Source organism: Staphylococcus haemolyticus, assembly GCF_006094395.1.
Classification (GTDB): domain Bacteria; phylum Bacillota; class Bacilli; order Staphylococcales; family Staphylococcaceae; genus Staphylococcus; species Staphylococcus haemolyticus.
In genome coordinates, this window is record NZ_CP035291.1 from 330,110 (window position 1) to 347,844 (window position 17,735).

Annotated in this window: 18 protein-coding genes; 14 read left to right on the plus strand and 4 right to left on the minus strand. The window is 31.6% G+C overall.

From position 1 onward, the window contains the following. The first annotated feature begins 10 nt into the window (after positions 1-10). Positions 11-1,138: a zinc-dependent alcohol dehydrogenase family protein gene (locus tag EQ029_RS01450; protein WP_053023072.1), complete on the plus strand. Its 1,128-nt coding sequence runs from the start codon at positions 11-13 to the stop codon at positions 1,136-1,138. Positions 1,139-1,224: 86 nt separating this feature from the next. Here EQ029_RS01450 and EQ029_RS01455 read toward each other — a convergent pair whose 3' ends face one another. Further along, complete coding sequence (locus EQ029_RS01455; protein ID WP_011274700.1) at positions 1,225-1,557, minus strand: SdpI family protein; 333 nt, start codon at positions 1,555-1,557, stop codon at positions 1,225-1,227. A 198-nt stretch (positions 1,558-1,755) separates the two neighbouring features. Between EQ029_RS01455 and EQ029_RS01460 the strand changes: the two genes are divergently transcribed. After that, a complete protein-coding gene (locus tag EQ029_RS01460) occupies positions 1,756-2,898 on the plus strand; it encodes a CapA family protein (protein ID WP_053027968.1) in 1,143 nt (380 codons plus the stop codon). A gap of 57 nt (positions 2,899-2,955) precedes the next feature. Here EQ029_RS01460 and EQ029_RS01465 read toward each other — a convergent pair whose 3' ends face one another. Both EQ029_RS01465 and EQ029_RS01470 read right to left on the minus strand, forming a co-directional pair. Next, a complete protein-coding gene (locus tag EQ029_RS01465) occupies positions 2,956-3,336 on the minus strand; it encodes a serine O-acetyltransferase (protein WP_057504860.1) in 381 nt (126 codons plus the stop codon). Positions 3,337-3,492: 156 nt separating this feature from the next. Then, positions 3,493-5,133, minus strand: a complete 1,641-nt coding sequence (locus EQ029_RS01470; RefSeq protein WP_057504859.1) for an alpha-keto acid decarboxylase family protein — start codon at positions 5,131-5,133, stop codon at positions 3,493-3,495. 151 nt (positions 5,134-5,284) lie between these two features. On the opposite strand from EQ029_RS01470, the gene EQ029_RS01475 reads away from it, so the two are divergent. Beyond that, positions 5,285-5,734 carry a MarR family winged helix-turn-helix transcriptional regulator gene (locus tag EQ029_RS01475; RefSeq protein WP_033079678.1) on the plus strand — a complete coding sequence of 150 codons (450 nt, stop codon included), beginning with the start codon at positions 5,285-5,287 and terminating at the stop codon, positions 5,732-5,734. A gap of 62 nt (positions 5,735-5,796) precedes the next feature. On the opposite strand, the gene EQ029_RS01480 is transcribed toward EQ029_RS01475, so the two are convergent. Beyond that, positions 5,797-6,438, minus strand: a complete 642-nt coding sequence (locus EQ029_RS01480; protein ID WP_033079679.1) for an FMN-dependent NADH-azoreductase — start codon at positions 6,436-6,438, stop codon at positions 5,797-5,799. 204 nt (positions 6,439-6,642) lie between these two features. Between EQ029_RS01480 and EQ029_RS01485 the strand changes: the two genes are divergently transcribed. The 11 genes from EQ029_RS01485 to EQ029_RS01535 all read left to right on the plus strand — a co-directional run bounded on the left by EQ029_RS01485 (position 6,643) and on the right by EQ029_RS01535 (position 17,724). Beyond that, positions 6,643-6,744 (plus strand): SE2200 family small protein, encoded by a 102-nt coding sequence (locus tag EQ029_RS01485; protein ID WP_016930637.1) that lies wholly within the window; start codon positions 6,643-6,645, stop codon positions 6,742-6,744. Positions 6,745-7,343: 599 nt separating this feature from the next. Next, positions 7,344-8,006: a Wzz/FepE/Etk N-terminal domain-containing protein gene (locus tag EQ029_RS01490; RefSeq protein WP_053016304.1), complete on the plus strand. Its 663-nt coding sequence runs from the start codon at positions 7,344-7,346 to the stop codon at positions 8,004-8,006. A gap of 18 nt (positions 8,007-8,024) precedes the next feature. Beyond that, a complete protein-coding gene (locus EQ029_RS01495) occupies positions 8,025-8,723 on the plus strand; it encodes a polysaccharide biosynthesis tyrosine autokinase (protein ID WP_057504858.1) in 699 nt (232 codons plus the stop codon). 1 nt (position 8,724) lies between these two features. Further along, on the plus strand, positions 8,725-9,492 hold the full coding sequence (locus EQ029_RS01500) for a tyrosine-protein phosphatase (RefSeq protein WP_057504857.1): 768 nt from the start codon (positions 8,725-8,727) through the stop codon (positions 9,490-9,492). 29 nt (positions 9,493-9,521) lie between these two features. Continuing rightward, positions 9,522-11,333 carry a polysaccharide biosynthesis protein gene (locus EQ029_RS01505; RefSeq protein ID WP_053016307.1) on the plus strand — a complete coding sequence of 604 codons (1,812 nt, stop codon included), beginning with the start codon at positions 9,522-9,524 and terminating at the stop codon, positions 11,331-11,333. Positions 11,334-11,488: 155 nt separating this feature from the next. Continuing rightward, positions 11,489-12,709 carry an O-antigen polymerase gene (locus EQ029_RS01510; protein WP_142712233.1) on the plus strand — a complete coding sequence of 407 codons (1,221 nt, stop codon included), beginning with the start codon at positions 11,489-11,491 and terminating at the stop codon, positions 12,707-12,709. Further along, complete coding sequence (wzx, locus tag EQ029_RS01515) at positions 12,706-14,058, plus strand: O-unit flippase-like protein (RefSeq protein ID WP_057504856.1); 1,353 nt, start codon at positions 12,706-12,708, stop codon at positions 14,056-14,058. Before EQ029_RS01510 ends, wzx begins: the two co-directional genes overlap by 4 nt. A gap of 41 nt (positions 14,059-14,099) precedes the next feature. Beyond that, on the plus strand, positions 14,100-15,284 hold the full coding sequence (locus EQ029_RS01520) for a glycosyltransferase (protein WP_033079686.1): 1,185 nt from the start codon (positions 14,100-14,102) through the stop codon (positions 15,282-15,284). A 4-nt stretch (positions 15,285-15,288) separates the two neighbouring features. Further along, a complete protein-coding gene (locus EQ029_RS01525; RefSeq protein ID WP_052064753.1) occupies positions 15,289-16,170 on the plus strand; it encodes a glycosyltransferase family 2 protein in 882 nt (293 codons plus the stop codon). Beyond that, the gene (locus EQ029_RS01530; RefSeq protein WP_052064754.1) at positions 16,163-16,723 is read left to right on the plus strand and encodes an acyltransferase; all 561 of its coding nucleotides are present in this window, start codon (positions 16,163-16,165) and stop codon (positions 16,721-16,723) included. The genes EQ029_RS01525 and EQ029_RS01530 overlap by 8 nt, the downstream gene beginning before the upstream one ends. Further along, positions 16,723-17,724, plus strand: a complete 1,002-nt coding sequence (locus EQ029_RS01535) for an NAD-dependent epimerase (protein ID WP_033079720.1) — start codon at positions 16,723-16,725, stop codon at positions 17,722-17,724. Before EQ029_RS01530 ends, EQ029_RS01535 begins: the two co-directional genes overlap by 1 nt. The last annotated feature ends 11 nt before the right edge of the window (positions 17,725-17,735 follow it).

Genomic DNA, 17,735 nt, shown 5'->3' on the forward strand with positions numbered 1-17,735 from the left:
GTGTTTAATTATGAAAACAAGAGCAGCAGTATTATATGAAATGGAAGCATCTCAACCTTATAAAGAATCGAAACCTTTAAAAATTGAGAGCTTAGAGTTAGAAGATCCTCATGAGCATGAAGTATTGCTAAAAATACATGCAGCAGGGATATGCCATTCAGACTTATCAGTAATTAACGGCAGTAGACCTCGACCTTTACCGATGGCACTTGGTCATGAGGCAACTGGCGAGGTATTAAAAGTTGGAAGTAGTGTCACAAGGGTGAAAGAAGGTGACCATGTAGTTTGTACCTTCATTCCAAGCTGTGGTAAATGTATACCATGTAAAGAAGGACGTCCAGCTTTGTGTGAAAATGGAGCTAAAGCAAATGAAAAAGGCGAAATGTTAGAAGGAGGTATTCGATTATCTAATGAAGATGGACAAGTATATCATCATTTAGGCGTCTCTGGATTTGCAGAACACGCAGTGGTTTCTGAAAATTCTATTGTAAAAATCAGTAATGAAATACCATTTGAACGTGCAGCAGTATTTGGCTGTGCTGTCATTACAGGTATTGGTGCTGTGATGAATACAGCTCAAATTCGTCCAGGTAGTAATGTTGCTGTGGTTGGACTAGGTGGTATAGGATTAAATGCCATTATTGGTGCTAAGTTAGCAGGTGCAAATGAAATTATTGCACTAGATATTAATGAAGACAAATTTGATTTAGCTAAGCAGTTTGGAGCTACCGCGACATTTAACTCTAGTGATGATGATATAGATGAACAAATTAAAGAATATGTACCTGGCGGAGTAGAATATGCATTTGAAACAGCAGGGGTTGTTCCTGCAATGCAAGTCGCTTATAGAATTACTAAACGAGGGGGTACTACAGTAACAACGGGCTTACCTCATCCTAAAGATGAATTCTCATTTCCTCAAGTAACATTAGCTGCAGAAGAACGGACAGTTAAAGGTTCTTATGTAGGAAGCTGTGTTCCTGATAGAGATATTCCTCGTTTTGTAAGTTTATATAAACAAGGAAGATTAAACATTGATCCACTCATTAGTGAAGTGATTACTCTAGATGATATCAATGAAGGATTTGATAAATTAGCTAGTGGTGATGTCGGTAGAATTATTGTTAAAATGCATTGATTGAAATTAAAATTTGAGACTGAATAACGAAAAGTCCTCTATTTCAAATGAATGAAGTAGAGGACCTTTGTTGTATAAAGTCAAAATTAAAGTGTTTTCTCCACTTTCAAATAAACAATCAACATATACCATACCATTACGACGAACTCTATGCCTAAACCGGTCATAATGATAGCGTCAGTACTTCTCATAATACCTACAATTTCAATTACGAGTCCGATAATTCCAAACAGTAATAAAACCCATAAGTATTTTAGAGAATAGATGCCATATTGTTTTTGTGCTTTAATCCAATTGCGATCATTGGCCATGGACTTCTTTGTTCGATAACCATACCAACCGTTGCGCTCGGTAGGTGGATGGCATTTAAAGATGTAACCAACGCACCCCATAATGATACTTAGTGGTAATAATATCATGTTATAACTCCCTTAATAATTTATCGACTATACAACTAAACGATATATTAAAAATTTTTCTTATTCAAATTGCATTAAAATTAGTAATTGTCTAAAATAAAAATTAAAGAGTTCGTTAATAAATGTTATGCAACTCAACAAAATTATGTTTTGAATATAAAAGACGCTAATAATCTTCATTGAAAGAAGGCGTACTTAGTGGTTAAGTATTATGTTAGTTGTATAGTACTATTTTTTACTTTTGCAATTCTCTGTGGCATGGCACTGGCTGAAGATGTTACTGATGAAGCATCAGTGGTTGCAGTAGGAGATAATTTAATACACCCTGTTGTTTATAATGATGCACTGCAACAAGATGGGTCATTCGATTTTAAACAAATGTATTCACATATTAAGAACGACATACAATCACCTGACCTTGCATTTATTAATCAAGAATCTCCATTAGGTGGGGATGATCGCCCATTTTCAGGATTTAAGAACTTCAATACTCCGAGTCAGATTGCTCAAGATGTTGTCGAAACCGGCTTTGATATGGTCAATGGTGCCAATAATCATTCCTTGGATCAAGGTGATGAAGGTGTCTTAAATCATCTCAAGACATGGAATAAGTTTGATAAACAAGTTTTATTTACAGGTATTTTTAATTCGGAAAAGGATGCTCAAACGATACCGGTCATGACTGTGAATGGAATCAAGGTGAGTTTATTAAGTTATACATATGGTACGAATGAAATGACATCACAATATCCTTACACGATTAAAAAGTTTGATGAAAGGACGATTCAACGAGATGTAAGACAAGCAAAAAAGCAGAGTGATGTCGTAATGGTGTCTGCTCATTGGGGATTGGAAAATCACCACCAACCGAATCATACGCAAAAGAAGTATGCACAATTATTTGCGGATGAGGGTGTAGATGTTGTCATTGGTACACACCCACATGTCATTCAACCGGTTAAATGGGTGAAGAGTAAGCGTGATCATCATCAAACACTTGTCGCATATTCATTAGGTAACTTTCTGAATGGACAAGATACTGGAAATGAACATAATCAATTATTAGGAAGACTAAATTTTGATATAGTTAAAGCGCCTAAAGGTGCACACATTGAAAATGTGAAGTGGACGAGTATGGTCAATCATTATCAACAGTGGGATCCTACGAATAAAGACACGAGACATGATTTTGAAGTGTATAATTTAGATGATTATAATGAGAAATTAGCTCAACAACATAGATTAAGAAACGATAAGAAAAGTCAATGGGATATAAAACATCTACAAGATATCACGAAAGATGTCATTGATTCTGAATACTTGGATGAAAAGAGTATATAACGAACAGGGCTAATGTTACCGTCAATATGACGTTACATTAGCCTTGATTCATGCAGTTTAATTATTCAAAATGGTTCCTTTATTGGCAACGATAGTTTGGTTTTCTCCGACGTCTTCCATTACTAAAGCTTGAGCACCTATTTTAGCATTGTCTCCAATTAGTACATTATCCCCTATAACAGGTGTTCCATGCTTTCCGCGTCCACCCATGGTAACATTTTGAAGAATCTTACAATTTTTCCCAATAATCGTTCTTTCATGTATAACGCATCCCAATCCGCTATGAGCAAAGCGTGTGCCCTCACCAATTTTTACACTTCTTGGGATGTCTGTTGCAAAAATTAAACGATTCATTTGTTGCATAGCTCTAGGTATGACTGGGATATTTTTATTATATAGTTTAGTCATTAAAAATACTGATTTATTCATTAAAGACATTAACATTCCCCTCCACTTTAAATATAAATAACTTTTTATTAATCATCAATATGTAAAGTGTATATTTAATTAAACATATTTATAAATAAAGTTTATTGTTCAATGAAAAGACACTAAACTGATATTTGAGTTTAGTGTCTTGATAAAATAATTATTCTATTTGTTTTGTGCTGCAAAGGCTTTTGAAATGTCGCGGAGTTTAGCTGGTGCGTCATCCCATTTCATTGTGACTTCGGTGAAGTGTAATTGCTCTGGAGCAGCGTTAATAGCATCAAAGACGTTCTGTAAGTCATTAGAAGTCTTCACGTCATGAACAACAACGTTATCACCACCGAACACTTTAGGTAATGCTTTATAATCCCACATACGGATATCATTGTACGTTTCTTCCATACCGTGGATTAAACGTTCTACTGTATAACCATCGTTATTAATCACGAAGATAATCGGTTTAATATCTTGGCGAATCATCGTAGATAACTCTTGAACTGTAAGTTGTAATGAGCCATCCCCGATTAATAAGATGTTACGGCGATTTGGATCAGCCATTTGCGTACCTAAAGTAGCTGGTAGTGTATAACCGATAGAACCCCATAATGGTTGTCCTATAAACGTCATGTCTTTCGGTAAAGCTAAATCATAAGCACCGAAGAATGATGTACCTTGTTCGGCTAATAAGACATCATCATCTTTAATAAAGTGTTGCATCATATCAAAGTATGTTGATTGCGTTAAGATATCATCTGATAATGCGACTTCTTTTGATGACCCTTTTTCAAAAGGAGGGAACGTACCCTCATATCGATAATCAATGGTATTAAGACTATCAATTAAGCTAGGTAGCGTCACATCTTCAGCAACCGTTTCATTCAATTTAAAGTTATGATGATTAAGCATAACGACGTCATCAATATCAAATTCATAAGAAAAACCAGCTGTAGCTGAGTCAGTTAATTTAGCACCAATATTTAAAATAGCATCACTGTTATCTACATAATCTTTAATTTGGTCTTCTGCAATTTTGCCATCGTAAATGCCAATATAATAGGGATTCTTTTCGTTGAACGCCCCTTTACCTAATGATAATTGAGCGACTGGAATATGTGTTTGATTAACAAATTGCTCAAGTGCTTTGTGTAAGTGGAAACTGTTGATTTCATGACCTGTGATAATGACTGGCTGTGACGCAGAGCGTAGTTTGTCAGCGACCATATCGATATAGCGCTCAACATTTACGTCTGCAGTTGGTGCGACATCATACTCTGAATCTACCTCTATTTCAGTCATTGCAACATCAATAGGAAGATGAATGTGCACGGGGCGGCGTTCATGAATAGCAGCATTGATGACTCTAGGAATTTCAGTTGTGGCATTCTCAGCAGTAATGTATGCTTGTGCAGTCGTAATATGTTCAAACATCTTCTGATAGCTATCGAAACGACCTTCACCTAATGAGTGATGCACATATTTACCGGCTTGTTCTACTGATTGTGTTGGTGCACCTGTAATCGCAATGACAGGAACACGTTCAGCATACGAACCTGCGATACCGTTGACAGCACTTAATTCACCTACACCAAATGTCGTAACAAGCACGCCTAGTCCATTGATACGTGCATAGCCATCTGCAGCATAACTCCCATTAAGTTCATTGGTTGTGCCAACCCATTCCACACCGTCATGACGCACGATGTCATCTAGAAATGTTAGGTTGAAATCGCCAGGAACACCAAATATTTTATCGACACCTGCACGATGTACTGCATCCATTAAGTATTGTCCTACACGTTGTTTCATATTCATTCCACCTTTATTTATAAATTAGAATACACTTACAATATAATTACATTAAATAATAAAGTCAATTGCGTTGACCTTTTTTCGACTGTTTTTTGAAAATTGATTATAATGTGTATAATCATTCATAAATGGAAAAGGAAAGAAGTCTATGGATAGTAATAAAAATGATTATGAGCATATGTTATTTTACTTCGCATATAAGACATTTATAAAAACGGCAGATGAAATTATTGAAAAATACGACATGAGTCGTCAGCACCATCGCTTTTTATTCTTTATTAATAAATTGCCTGGTATTACCATTAAGCAATTATTAAAGACATTAGAAATCTCGAAGCAAGGATCACATGCGACGTTGCGTAAATTGAAGGAAGAAGGGTTAATTGTTGAACAAACATCTGAAGAAGATCGACGTGTGAAACAATTATTTCCAACGCCTAAAGGCAGTAAGTTAGTTGATAAATTAAATAAAGCACAAAATGAATTAATGCAGAGTACGTTTCAAAAGGTAGGACATGATTGGTATGACATCATGGAAGAATTATCGAATTACAGAGAAGGATTTCAAGATATTCAGCATTTGAAAGATGAGAAGTAAATAGGACTGAATAAGAAAAAGGCATTGCGTAAATGACTACGCAATGCCTTTTAATATGATTATTAGAAGTTTTTACCCATTTCTTGTGCTTCAGCAATTGAAGCGGCTTTAATTTCTTCTGTTCTCTCTGGTTCCGCATTATGACCTTCAATAATTACATTTTCATATGAAGGTACACCTAAGAATGTCATGATTGTTCTTAAGTAACGGTCGCCACTTTCAACATCTGCAGCTGGGCCTTCTGAGTAGAAACCACCACGTGATTGAATGTGTAAAACTTTTTTATCTGTTAAAAGACCTTGAGGACCTTCAGCAGTGTATTTGAATGTTTTACCAGCGATTGAAATTGCATCAATGTACGCTTTCAATACAGGTGGGAATGATAAGTTCCACATTGGTGAAACGAATACATATTTGTCAGCTGAAAGGAATTCTTCTAAAATTTCACTGAAACGATCTACTTTTTGTTGCTCTTCTTTAGTAAGATCGTCACCATTTCTTAATTTACCCCAACCAGTTAATACATCTTTATCAATAACTGGAATATCTTCTTTGAATAAATCAATATGTTTCACTTCATCACTAGCGTGATTTTCTTTGTATGATTCAATAAATGCTTTACCAGCAGCCATAGAATTAGAAGCTAATTCATCTAATGGGTGAGCTGTAATGTATAATAATTTTGCTACAGTCGTGCACCTCAAATATATTTATTTCGAAATCGATATAATTAATATACTCGATTTTTAAAATAATACAATACTTTTCATGAAAAATCAGACCAATGGTGTATAAGATAGTGAAACGTGACTTTAAAAATGAACAATTTTAAGTGTATAATATAGGTAAATTTAGATTTAAATATTTAAGAAATCTAATAAATGTAGAACCTTAAAGGAGTGACAGACATGAAGGGATTATTAATTACAGTAGTTTTAGGCGTAGCTGCATATGTTGGTTTCAAAAAATACCAAAACAAAGTAAACGAAATGCCAAATATTGAATATTAATGTTTTGAGAGCGGGACAGAAATTAAAATAATTTCATTGTCTCGCCCCAGCAAAGATGGCTAGGTTTGAAAAAAACTTGATTTAAGCGCATTTTCAAATCAGTCAGCTACTGCTAAAATGATAAATTAGGCTGAGACATTTTTTGTCCAGCCTCTTTTTTGTATGTATTGTTGGGAAATTAGAAGACATGTAATGATGTGTTAAAAATAAGTTTTTTAAAATATAAAATAATTTATCTCATGTGGACATATATTGACCGTTCAAAATTGTATAATGTACGGATAAAGAAACCTGAATGATGCAATCGGAATTGTTGAGAAATAAACTTAGTTATTTGAAAAACTGCACTGTTATTATTGATGTAGTTCATTTGTTGCGTATTTACATGATATTTACACTATATTAAAGTTATATTTGAATAAATATTATATGATAAAACGAATTGGTTTTATTTTAAAATGTGATTAACCATTAAATGAAATGACTATCAAAATTTTTTATAATTATAAAAAATTCTAGTGATTATATTTTAATATTTTGTTGTAAAAATCATGTTAAAAATATAAAATTACTAACGAAATCAGTTATTGGAGGTTAACATGGAAAATACATTGGATTTTACAAAAATATGGGAAATCATTAAGAAAAATTGGAAGTTATTAGTATTGTTACCAATTGTTTTCTTACTTATTAGTTTAGTTTACACATTTTTTATAGCTAGCCCTAAGTATGAGGCTTCTACACAAGTACTTGTTAATGAGAAAGAAAAAGATAAAGATATGATGGCGCAACAAGTACAAAGTAACATTCAATTAGTTAATACATATTCAGAAATTTTAAAAAGTCCTAGAATCTTAGATGAAGTAGCAAAGGACCATAAAGAATATTCAACATCTCAATTAAATAAAATGGTGTCAGTTAATACTGAAGCTGAATCTCAAATATTAAATTTAAGCGTGAGAGCGAATAGTGAAGAAAAATCAGAAAAAATCACAAATGATGTAGCCAAAGTATTTAAAAAGCAAATTCCAGACATTATGAACGTTGATAACGTGACGGTTTTATCTAGTGCAGATGGAACTGCTTCAAAAGTATCTCCTAAAACATTGGTTAATATTGTTGGAAGCTTATTGTTGGGGTTAATTGTAGCGGCTATTATCATTGCACTTAAGGAAATATTTGATAAGAGAATTAGAACTGAAGAAGACGTTGAAAAAGAACTTGAAATACCAGTACTAGGATCTATTCCTATGATTAAGTAATTAAGGAGATTAGTAATTATGGCAAAAAAAGAAGTTAAAAAAGAATTAGAAACGCCTCTTTACGCACATGATAAACCCAAATCTATAACTAGTGAAAAATTTAGAGGTATTCGTTCAAACATTATGTTCTCTAGTGCTAATAACGAGATTAAAAGTATTATTGTAACTTCAGAGAAACCTGCTTCAGGTAAAAGTATTGTTTCAGCTAACATTGCAGTAACATATGCTCAAGCTGGATATAAAACTTTGATTATAGACGGTGATATGCGTAAGCCTACACAACAATATAATTTCGAAACAGCAAACTATGATGGTCTTTCCAATTTAATCATTGGCAAAAGTGATTTTGATAAAGCAATTCGTAGTACAAGAGTAGAGAATTTGGATTTATTGACATCTGGTCCAGTACCACCTAATCCATCTGAGTTAATTGCATCGAATAGATTTAAGGATATTTATAATCAGTTAATGGATATGTATGATTTCATTTTAATTGATACACCACCAGTTACTTCTGTGACAGATGCTCAAGTATTTTTACAAATCGTTAAAGATTGCGTAATGATTATTGATACTGAAAAAAATAATAAAAATGAAATCAAAAAAGCAAAACAATTGATAGAGCAAGCTGATGGACACATTATTGGTGCCGTTTTGAATAAAACAGCAACGGACAAAACATCTAACTATTATAACTACTATGGAGATGAAGATTAAAATGATAGACATTCATAATCATATATTAATAGATGTTGATGACGGCCCAAAAAATAAAGAGGAAATGCTTAAATTACTTAAACAGGCAAAAGGTGAAGGGGTTACTAAAATTATTGCAACCCCTCATCATTTAAGCCCTACGTTTAATAATGAGTATCAAATAGTAGAAAGTAAACTACATGAATTATTGGATTTAAAAGAAGTTAAAGAATTAGGGATTAAGATTTATCCAGGGCAAGAAATTAGAATAAGTGATCAGATCATTCTGCAACTAGAAAAAGACGAGGCTATTGGGTTGAACCATTCGAAGTACTTGTTAATCGAGTTTCCTTCTGGAGGGGTTCCACACTATACGAATCGTCTTTTCTTTGAATTACAATCAAAAGGCTATGTACCAATTATTGCTCATCCTGAACGTAATAAAGAGATTAGTCAAAACTTGGACGTTTTATTTGATTTAGTTAACGGTGGAGCGCTAAGTCAACTTACTTCTGCTTCCTTAATAGGTAAACATGGTAAGAAATTACAAAAGGTTTCAATTCAAATGATTGAAAACAACCTAGTTCATTTTATAGCTTCAGATGCACATCACGATACCAATAGACCCTTCATATTGGAGAGTTTATTTAATGATAAAAAGCTGGACAAGTATCAAGAGCAAATTAAGCAATTAATCAATAACGCTCAACAAGTTATTGAAAATAAAGAAATAAGAAAAAAACAACCAACCCAAGATTATAAGCAAAAGAAACTATTTGGCCTGTTTTAACACAAGGAGAGTAAGTTAGGAGGAGAGACGTGGATAAATTAAGTGCAAGAGGACGTCTTCTAATATTAATTATAATCGATTCATTAATTGTAGCTTTTTCAGTTTTTATCTGCTATACCATTTTACAACCTTATTTTGAAGGGTATTCACATAAAATTTTGATTTTAACATCATTAATTTTATTGGTTTCTCATCATGTATTTGCATATATATTTAATTTGTACCATCGTGCTTGGGAGTATGCCAGTGTTAATGAATTGCTACTAATAGTTGAAGCTGTGACATGTTCAATATTAGCGACTATAGTTTTAATACCAATTTTCACAGGACATCCTCCGTTCTTCAGATTATATCTAATTACATGGATGATGCATTTAATTTTAATTGGTGGCTCACGAATATCATGGCGAATTGGACGAAGTTTTGTAGTAGGTAAACAAAAAAAGAAAAAACCAACACTTATCGTAGGGGCAGGCCGAGGAGGTTCATTGCTAATAAGACAAATGTTAAGAAGCCCGGAAATGGGACTTGAACCAGTATTGGCAGTAGATGATGACCCACAAAAGCGTAAATTGACGATTGCTGAAGGCGTTAAAGTGCAAGGTAAAGTTGATGATATTCCTAACTTAGTTAATAAGTTTAGAATTAAAAGGATTATCATTGCAATTCCAACTTTAAGTCCTACGAGACTAAAAGAAATTAATGATATTTGTAATAGTACAGGGATAGAGTTATTTAAAATGCCTAGTATAGAACAAGTACTATCAGGTGAATTGGAAGTAAACCAACTTAAGCGCGTAGAAGTCGAAGACTTACTTGGGCGTGAACCAGTTGAACTTGATATGGCTATGATTTCTAAGGAATTAACACATAAAACAATTCTTGTCACAGGTGCAGGTGGTTCAATTGGATCAGAAATTTGTAGACAAGTTTGTAAATTCCAACCAGAACGTATTTTATTATTAGGTCATGGTGAAAATAGTATTTATTTAATTCATCAAGAACTTAGCAATATGTATAAAGATAAAATTGAAATAATACCGTTAATTGCGGATGTGCAAAATTCTACGCGCATGAGTGAGATTATGAACGAATATAAACCATATGCAGTCTATCATGCAGCAGCACATAAACATGTTCCGTTAATGGAATATAACCCACCTGAAGCATTTAGAAATAACGTTCTAGGAACTCGAAATACTGCATATGCTGCTAAAAAAGCAGGCGTAAGAAAATTTGTCATGGTATCAACAGATAAAGCAGTGAATCCCCCAAATGTTATGGGAGCATCAAAAAGAATGGCAGAAATGGTTATTCAGAACCTTAATGAAGAAAATGGATATACTGACTTTGTAGCAGTTCGATTCGGAAATGTTTTGGGATCTCGTGGCTCGGTGATTCCGTTGTTTAAAAAGCAAATTGCTGCTGGTGGTCCAGTTACTGTTACACATCCAGATATGACAAGATATTTTATGACTATACCAGAAGCATCTAGACTAGTACTACAAGCAGGTGCTTTAGCTCAGGGAGGCGAAGTTTTCGTGCTTGATATGGGTGAACCCGTTAAAATTGTTGATTTAGCACGTAATTTAATTAGATTAAGTGGTAAATCAGAAGAAGAAATAGGAATTCAGTTTTCAGGTATTAGACCTGGAGAAAAACTTTATGAAGAATTATTAAATGAAAATGAAATACATCCTGAACAAGTGTATGAAAAAATATATAGAGGTAAAACAACTACACCTCCTAAAGAGGAAATAGATGAAGCTATTGATTATTTAGAAACACATAACACTGAAATTAAAGACAAATTAATTAATTTAGCGAATGGGAAGTATTAATTATGGTAAATGTTTATAGAATTATAATTATAGTTTTATCGATTTTCAGTATTATAGCTTCTCTAGTTAGTTCATCTAACATTCCAAATAATTTAGTACTTATTCCTTTAATATTTTTAATTTTGTTTGTTGTATTTCCTTCATTTAGTAGATATATGTTTAACAACTTAGGAATAACTGTAATTAATTTTACAATGTTATTAAGATATGTTGTATCGCCGTTGTTAATGGCTATTTATGGATCGGATATTCAAATTGGATCGTCCGTCTCGATGGTTATCCAGGGACAAGCAGTTAATTTAATGCTTTATGAAATGATTGTATTATTTGTTGTTTTTGCAATTTTTCATAAGTACTTTTATTCAAATAAAAATGAATTTCAAAATGTCAAATCAAGACCTAACTTGTTTGGATGGATATTCGTTATTTTCACACTGACATTAGTTGCATTATTTCCAACCTCTATAGGACGATATGCATTTATTTGGTCAGCATCTGAATTGAACAATGATGTAACAGCAGACGTTGGATTGACAGCACTGTTAGTTCAAATTGCTCAAATTGTTATAACAGTGGGTTTATTAAATATAATTTATAAGTTCTATGAAAGAAAACCAAATATATTATATCTATTTCTTTCATTACTAGTAATTATGATATCTGCTTCATTCATTATTGGGACAAGTAGATCGAGTATTGTCATTCCACTAATTACAGGTTTATTTACTGTGTTTATATTATATAAAAACTATAGAAAATTGATTATTACTCTGTCAGCGATTTTGAGTTTACTAGTTATTAGTGTATCAACACTTTTAAAACAGAATACAAATGTTGTGACTGCAAGAGGATTGTATCATTCAGCTGGAGCTATAGAGAATTTTAATACAGATGTTCAAATTTATTTTTCAGGATTAATAAATATAGGTCATTCGATTGAAAGTTCTTTTGTTTACAGCCCTTTCCAAATAAATGGGGTTTTAGGTGATATCACTCATTCCGTTATTTTTGTTAACTCATTCTTTACTAATTTTCAAAGTGCATTAGTTACTTTTAATGATATGTTTTATAAAAAAGTAGGAGTAAGTGACCAAATTCTTCCACTGCTAGGACAAGGTTATCTATATTTTGGAGCAATTTTATCACCAATTTTTTCAATAATTGTACTTTTAGTTGTAATGTTGTTAGATAAAAACATTCATAATAGTAACTCAGTTTTTACATTATACGTTTATGCTTATTTATGTTTGAAATTTTCTTTATTTTTTATGTCAAACGCAACCATATTACTTTCATTCTTTACAAACTTCTTCTTAGTTTTATTAGTAATCGCGATTTTAAACAAAAAAATTGTAGTTAGAAGGAAATTAGAATGAATATTGGAAGAAAAGATGTATTATGGGGATATGTAAGTTTATTACTAGTCCAAGGAATAAATGTCATATTACTACCTGTCATATTAAAATTTTTAAATTCTGCTGAACTTGGTGTTTGGTATACGTTTACTTCATTATATGGTTTAGCTATGCTTATTGATTTTGGATTTCAAACTATTATAACGAGAAATGTGAGTTATCTTTGGTCTGGTGCTCAAAACGTTAAAAGTGAAGGCTTCGAAACTGTTAAAGATGAGAATGCAAAAATGAATATTCCATATTTCATTAAAGTGATTTCAGCAGTAAAATTTATTTATACTTCAATGGGCACAATCATATTTGCGCTATTTATTTCGATTGGAACATGGTACATGGTAACTATTAATAATGGAGAAATTAAAATGGAAACCATGTTAATTTCATGGGCATTTTATATGATTTCAATTGTTTTAAATATTAGTTTTTCGTATTGGAATTCAGTTTTAAAAGGTATAGGAGCAATTAAGACATATAATCAAATTTTGGTTGTAACAAAAGGAACACAATTAATCCTATCTATTTTATTTTTAATGATAGGTTTAGGATTAATTGGAGTATCCGTTGCTTACTTTATCTCAGTAGTGGTAAATAGAATTTTACAATCAGTAGCATATTATAAATATTCGTCTGAAACTCAAAAGACAAAAGGCAAATTGAAAATCAATTATGATAAAGAAATTTTGAAAGCTTTAATTCCTAATACTTTGAGAACTGGCTCAATATCAATTTCAAATTACTTAATTATTAATTTTCCAATTATATTAAGTTCTTATTTTTTATCATTAAAAGTATCAGGTCAATTTGGTTTTGTTAATCAAATTATTACATTGATAATTATGCTTTCAAATTCATATTACAACACATATTTAGCTAAATTAAACTATTTAAGAGTGAAAAATAAATATGATGAATTATTAACTTTATTTAGAAAAGCACTGATTACTAGCTATTTATTTAATTTCATAGCATTTTCTCTATTTTTACTTTTAGGTAACTGGATTTTAAGTATCATAGGGGCAGATTATAGGCTACTTAATTTAATCCCTATGTTAATCGTCATAGTCTATAGATTTTTATATAATAATCAAATGTTATTTACTAACTTTTTAGCAACTAAAAATTTGATACCACATCATAAATCGTTTCTAACGTCAGCCATTGTAACGGTGGTAGTACAATTAGTGCTATTACAGTTTTTTGATAATAAATTGATTTATTTATTACTACCTTTATTAATTGTTCAATTAGTATATAACAACTGGTATTGGGTTTGGTACGTAATTAAAGATATAAAAAAAGAAAAAAATTAACGAAAGATAGTTAATAATTTATAGTTGCTAAGGAGTTTATTATGAAATTATTATTTGTTGTCAACAATTTCAACTTTGGTGGACCGCAAAAAAGCTTACTTAATTTGTTTTATGAGTTAAAAGATACTAACCATGAAATTGACTTAATGATTTTAAATCAAGAGGATAGTTTAACAAAATACCTACCTGATTACATTAATGTCAAACCTGTTAATTCTAGATTTTCAATATTAATGCTTAACCGTAAGCATTTAATAACAAAAATCATGAATAATTTCTCCACTCCTAAATTAGTATTAAATGCATTTCTGTTTATATTAAAAAGCAAATTGAAACTCCATGATACAACTAAGGCTAAGCAACAATTTTGGGTAGATAATAAGTGGGCTGATTCAACATTAAAAAAACGTTATGACTATGCAATCGGTGTTTCAGGTGGACATTCAGTTTATTTTATAGAAGACTTTATTAATGCAAAACATAAAATAGGGTGGATTCGCACAGATTATAGGGTATTGAAGAGAGACCATAATATTGATCAAAAATATTTCGATAAAATGGATGGAATGCTTTCAGTCTCTAAGATGTGTTCAGATATTTTTGAAGATATATTCAATATTAAACCATTTACTTTTTATAATAGCCTACCTATTAAATTATATGAAAATATTTCAGATGAAGATATTAATATTAGTACAGGTACATTTAATCTGTGTACAATTTGCCGATTAGATAATGGGAAAGGTTTAGACTTGCTAATAGAGGCAGCAAAAATATTAAAGTCAAAAAATATAGAAGTTAAATGGTACGTGGTTGGTGCTGGAAAACTAAGTAACTGGCTTGATGAAGAAATTAAAAAAAATCATTTGGAGCAAATTGTTTTACCAGTAGGTTTTAGATTTAATACTGGTAGCATTGTTCGTAAAATGGATATATTAGTGCATCCCTCAAGGTTTGAAGGGAAATCTAATACTATAGATGAAGCATTACATTACAATGTCCCAGTAGTAGCTACTAATTTTGAAACTGTTTATGAACAAATTATTGATGGCGAAAATGGCTTTATAGTGAACATGGATGGTAATGAAATTTCGTTGAAAATTGAAGAACTCAAGAATAACAAAGAACTATACCAAATTATCAAATCTAATCTTGAAAATGCACCTAATGAAAATGTAGATAAAGGCAAAGAATTTATTGAAACTATAAAGCGCATAGGGGGTTAATAAAATGTTAACTATCTTTACTCCTACTTTTAACAGAGCACACACACTTCCTAGACTTTACGAATCATTATTAAATCAGACAGATTATAATTTTGAATGGTTAATTGTGGATGATGGGTCATCAGATGATACATCTAATTTGATAGAAACTTTTAAGGACGAAAAATTTCCAATACGTTATATTTACCAAAATAATGGAGGTAAGCATATAGCGTCTAATGTTGGACTTAAAGCCGCCAAAGGAGACATTTTTGTTGTTTTAGATAGTGACGATTGGTTTTATCCAAATGCGGTTCAAGTATTTAATGAAAAATTTAAAAACAATGAGGATATGAAAGCATTAATCACATTAGATACGTATGAAAATGGCGACGTTGTTGGAGAAAAATTACCTAATATTGAAAAAGTAAATTGGGTAGACTTACGTTATAAATATAAGGTTAGACATGATAAATGTTATGTATTTAAAACTAGTATTATTAGAAATATGACTTTTCCTCAATATGGGAGTTCTAAGCATATGCCACCGTCTTATCAATGGTTTGAATTTAGTGAATTATACGATTGTTATTTGTCTAATATCAATACAAAATATGTTGAATATCAAGAAGATGGTATTAGTAGTAAGGTTAAAACAAATTACTTTAAATCAGCTGAAAACTATTGCGAATATCGCAAATTAGCTCATAGACAATTACCAACCAATAAAGATAAATTAATCAATTACCTACTTTATGACATATCTTGGATAGATACAGGTTTAAATCCTAAATATAGATTCAAAGATACTGAAAAATTCATAACTTCACTAGTATTAACACCATTCGCTTTATTACTGTATTACTATTACAAATTGAAGTTTAAAAGGAGAGGATTAATTGATTAACCTGTCTAAGAATAAATTATTCAATTTGTTGCAAATTCCATACAATATTATTCCGAAACCAGTATGCAATTTACTGTGGGATATTTCACTAATAAGTGATTCATTACCTTCAATTATTTATAGACGATTATATTTGAAAAAATATACTAAAAGCGCTGGTTCTAATATATATATTGGTAAATATGTCATCTTAAAAAACATCCATAGATTAGTTTTAGGAAATGATGTAAGTATACACTCATATTGCTACATAGATGCTTATGGAGGTATAGAGATTGGCAATAATGTGTCAGTAGCAAACCATAGTACTTTGATATCATCCGAGCACACATGGCAAGATGTGGAAACACCAATAAAGTTTAATAGTATCGAGTCTAAAAAAATCACTGTTGAAAATGATGTTTGGATAGCTGCAGGAGTAAGGGTATTGGGTGGCAATAGAATTAGTGAAAGGTGCATTATTGGAGCAGGCGCGGTCGTTAATAAAAGTACAGAGCCTAATTGCTTATATGCAGGTGTTCCAATCAAGAAAATCAAGGAGGTCAATACATGATGAAAGTATTAATAACTGGTGTAGCAGGTTTTATCGGATCAACTCTAGCAAAGAAACTAATTAGTCAAGGTTATGAAATAATTGGCATCGACAATATTAATGATTATTATTCTGTTCAATTAAAAGAGGACAGACTAAAGTCAATCGGAGATGAGCACTTTACTTTTTATAAAGTTGATTTAGAAAATCATAAAAAAGTAGACAAAATATTCGAGGATGAAAAACCAGAAGTAGTCGTTAACTTGGCTGCTCAAGCTGGTGTTAGATATAGTATTGAAAACCCTAGAGCATATATTGACTCAAATATTGTTGGATTTATGAATATTTTAGAAGGTTGCCGTCACTATGATGTTAAACATTTAATTTACGCATCATCTAGCTCTGTCTATGGTGCCAATACAAATAAACCGTTTAAAACATCTGACAACATTGATCATCCTTTAAGTTTGTATGCAGCAACTAAGAAATCTAATGAATTAATGGCACACACTTATAGTCACTTATATAATTTGTCGACAACAGGTTTAAGATTTTTCACAGTATATGGACCATGGGGTCGACCAGATATGGCACTATTCAAATTCACTAAAGCTGTTGTAAATGACGAAACAATTGATGTATATAATCATGGAAAAATGATGCGTGACTTCACTTATGTTGATGATATTGTCGAAGCGATTAGTCGATTAATTCAAAAACCGGCTAAACCAAATCCAGAATGGTCTGGTGCTAATCCTGATCCAAGTTCATCTTACGCACCATATAAAATTTATAACATTGGTAATAATAGTCCAGTTCGTTTAATGGAATTTGTTGAAGCAATTGAAAATAAACTTGGTAAAACAGCTAAGAAAAACTATATGGATTTACAACCTGGAGATGTTCCTGAAACTTATGCCAACGTAGATGATTTATTTAATAACATCGACTTTAAGCCAGAAACATCAATTCAGGATGGGGTAAATAAATTTATAGATTGGTATTTAGAATATTACAGATAAAGGAGATTTTA

Coding starts and splice junctions, on each gene's coding strand:
- EQ029_RS01525 (WP_052064753.1), top strand. CDS start 15,289: ATGTTAACTATCTTTACTCCTACTTTTAACAGAGCACACACACTTCCT.
- EQ029_RS01475 (WP_033079678.1), top strand. CDS start 5,285: ATGGATAGTAATAAAAATGATTATGAGCATATGTTATTTTACTTCGCA.
- EQ029_RS01465 (WP_057504860.1), bottom strand. CDS start 3,336: ATGTCTTTAATGAATAAATCAGTATTTTTAATGACTAAACTATATAAT.
- EQ029_RS01535 (WP_033079720.1), top strand. CDS start 16,723: ATGAAAGTATTAATAACTGGTGTAGCAGGTTTTATCGGATCAACTCTA.
- EQ029_RS01450 (WP_053023072.1), top strand. CDS start 11: ATGAAAACAAGAGCAGCAGTATTATATGAAATGGAAGCATCTCAACCT.
- EQ029_RS01470 (WP_057504859.1), bottom strand. CDS start 5,133: ATGAAACAACGTGTAGGACAATACTTAATGGATGCAGTACATCGTGCA.
- wzx (WP_057504856.1), top strand. CDS start 12,706: ATGAATATTGGAAGAAAAGATGTATTATGGGGATATGTAAGTTTATTA.
- EQ029_RS01510 (WP_142712233.1), top strand. CDS start 11,489: ATGTTTAACAACTTAGGAATAACTGTAATTAATTTTACAATGTTATTA.
- EQ029_RS01485 (WP_016930637.1), top strand. CDS start 6,643: ATGAAGGGATTATTAATTACAGTAGTTTTAGGCGTAGCTGCATATGTT.
- EQ029_RS01500 (WP_057504857.1), top strand. CDS start 8,725: ATGATAGACATTCATAATCATATATTAATAGATGTTGATGACGGCCCA.
- EQ029_RS01455 (WP_011274700.1), bottom strand. CDS start 1,557: ATGATATTATTACCACTAAGTATCATTATGGGGTGCGTTGGTTACATC.
- EQ029_RS01520 (WP_033079686.1), top strand. CDS start 14,100: ATGAAATTATTATTTGTTGTCAACAATTTCAACTTTGGTGGACCGCAA.
- EQ029_RS01495 (WP_057504858.1), top strand. CDS start 8,025: ATGGCAAAAAAAGAAGTTAAAAAAGAATTAGAAACGCCTCTTTACGCA.
- EQ029_RS01490 (WP_053016304.1), top strand. CDS start 7,344: ATGGAAAATACATTGGATTTTACAAAAATATGGGAAATCATTAAGAAA.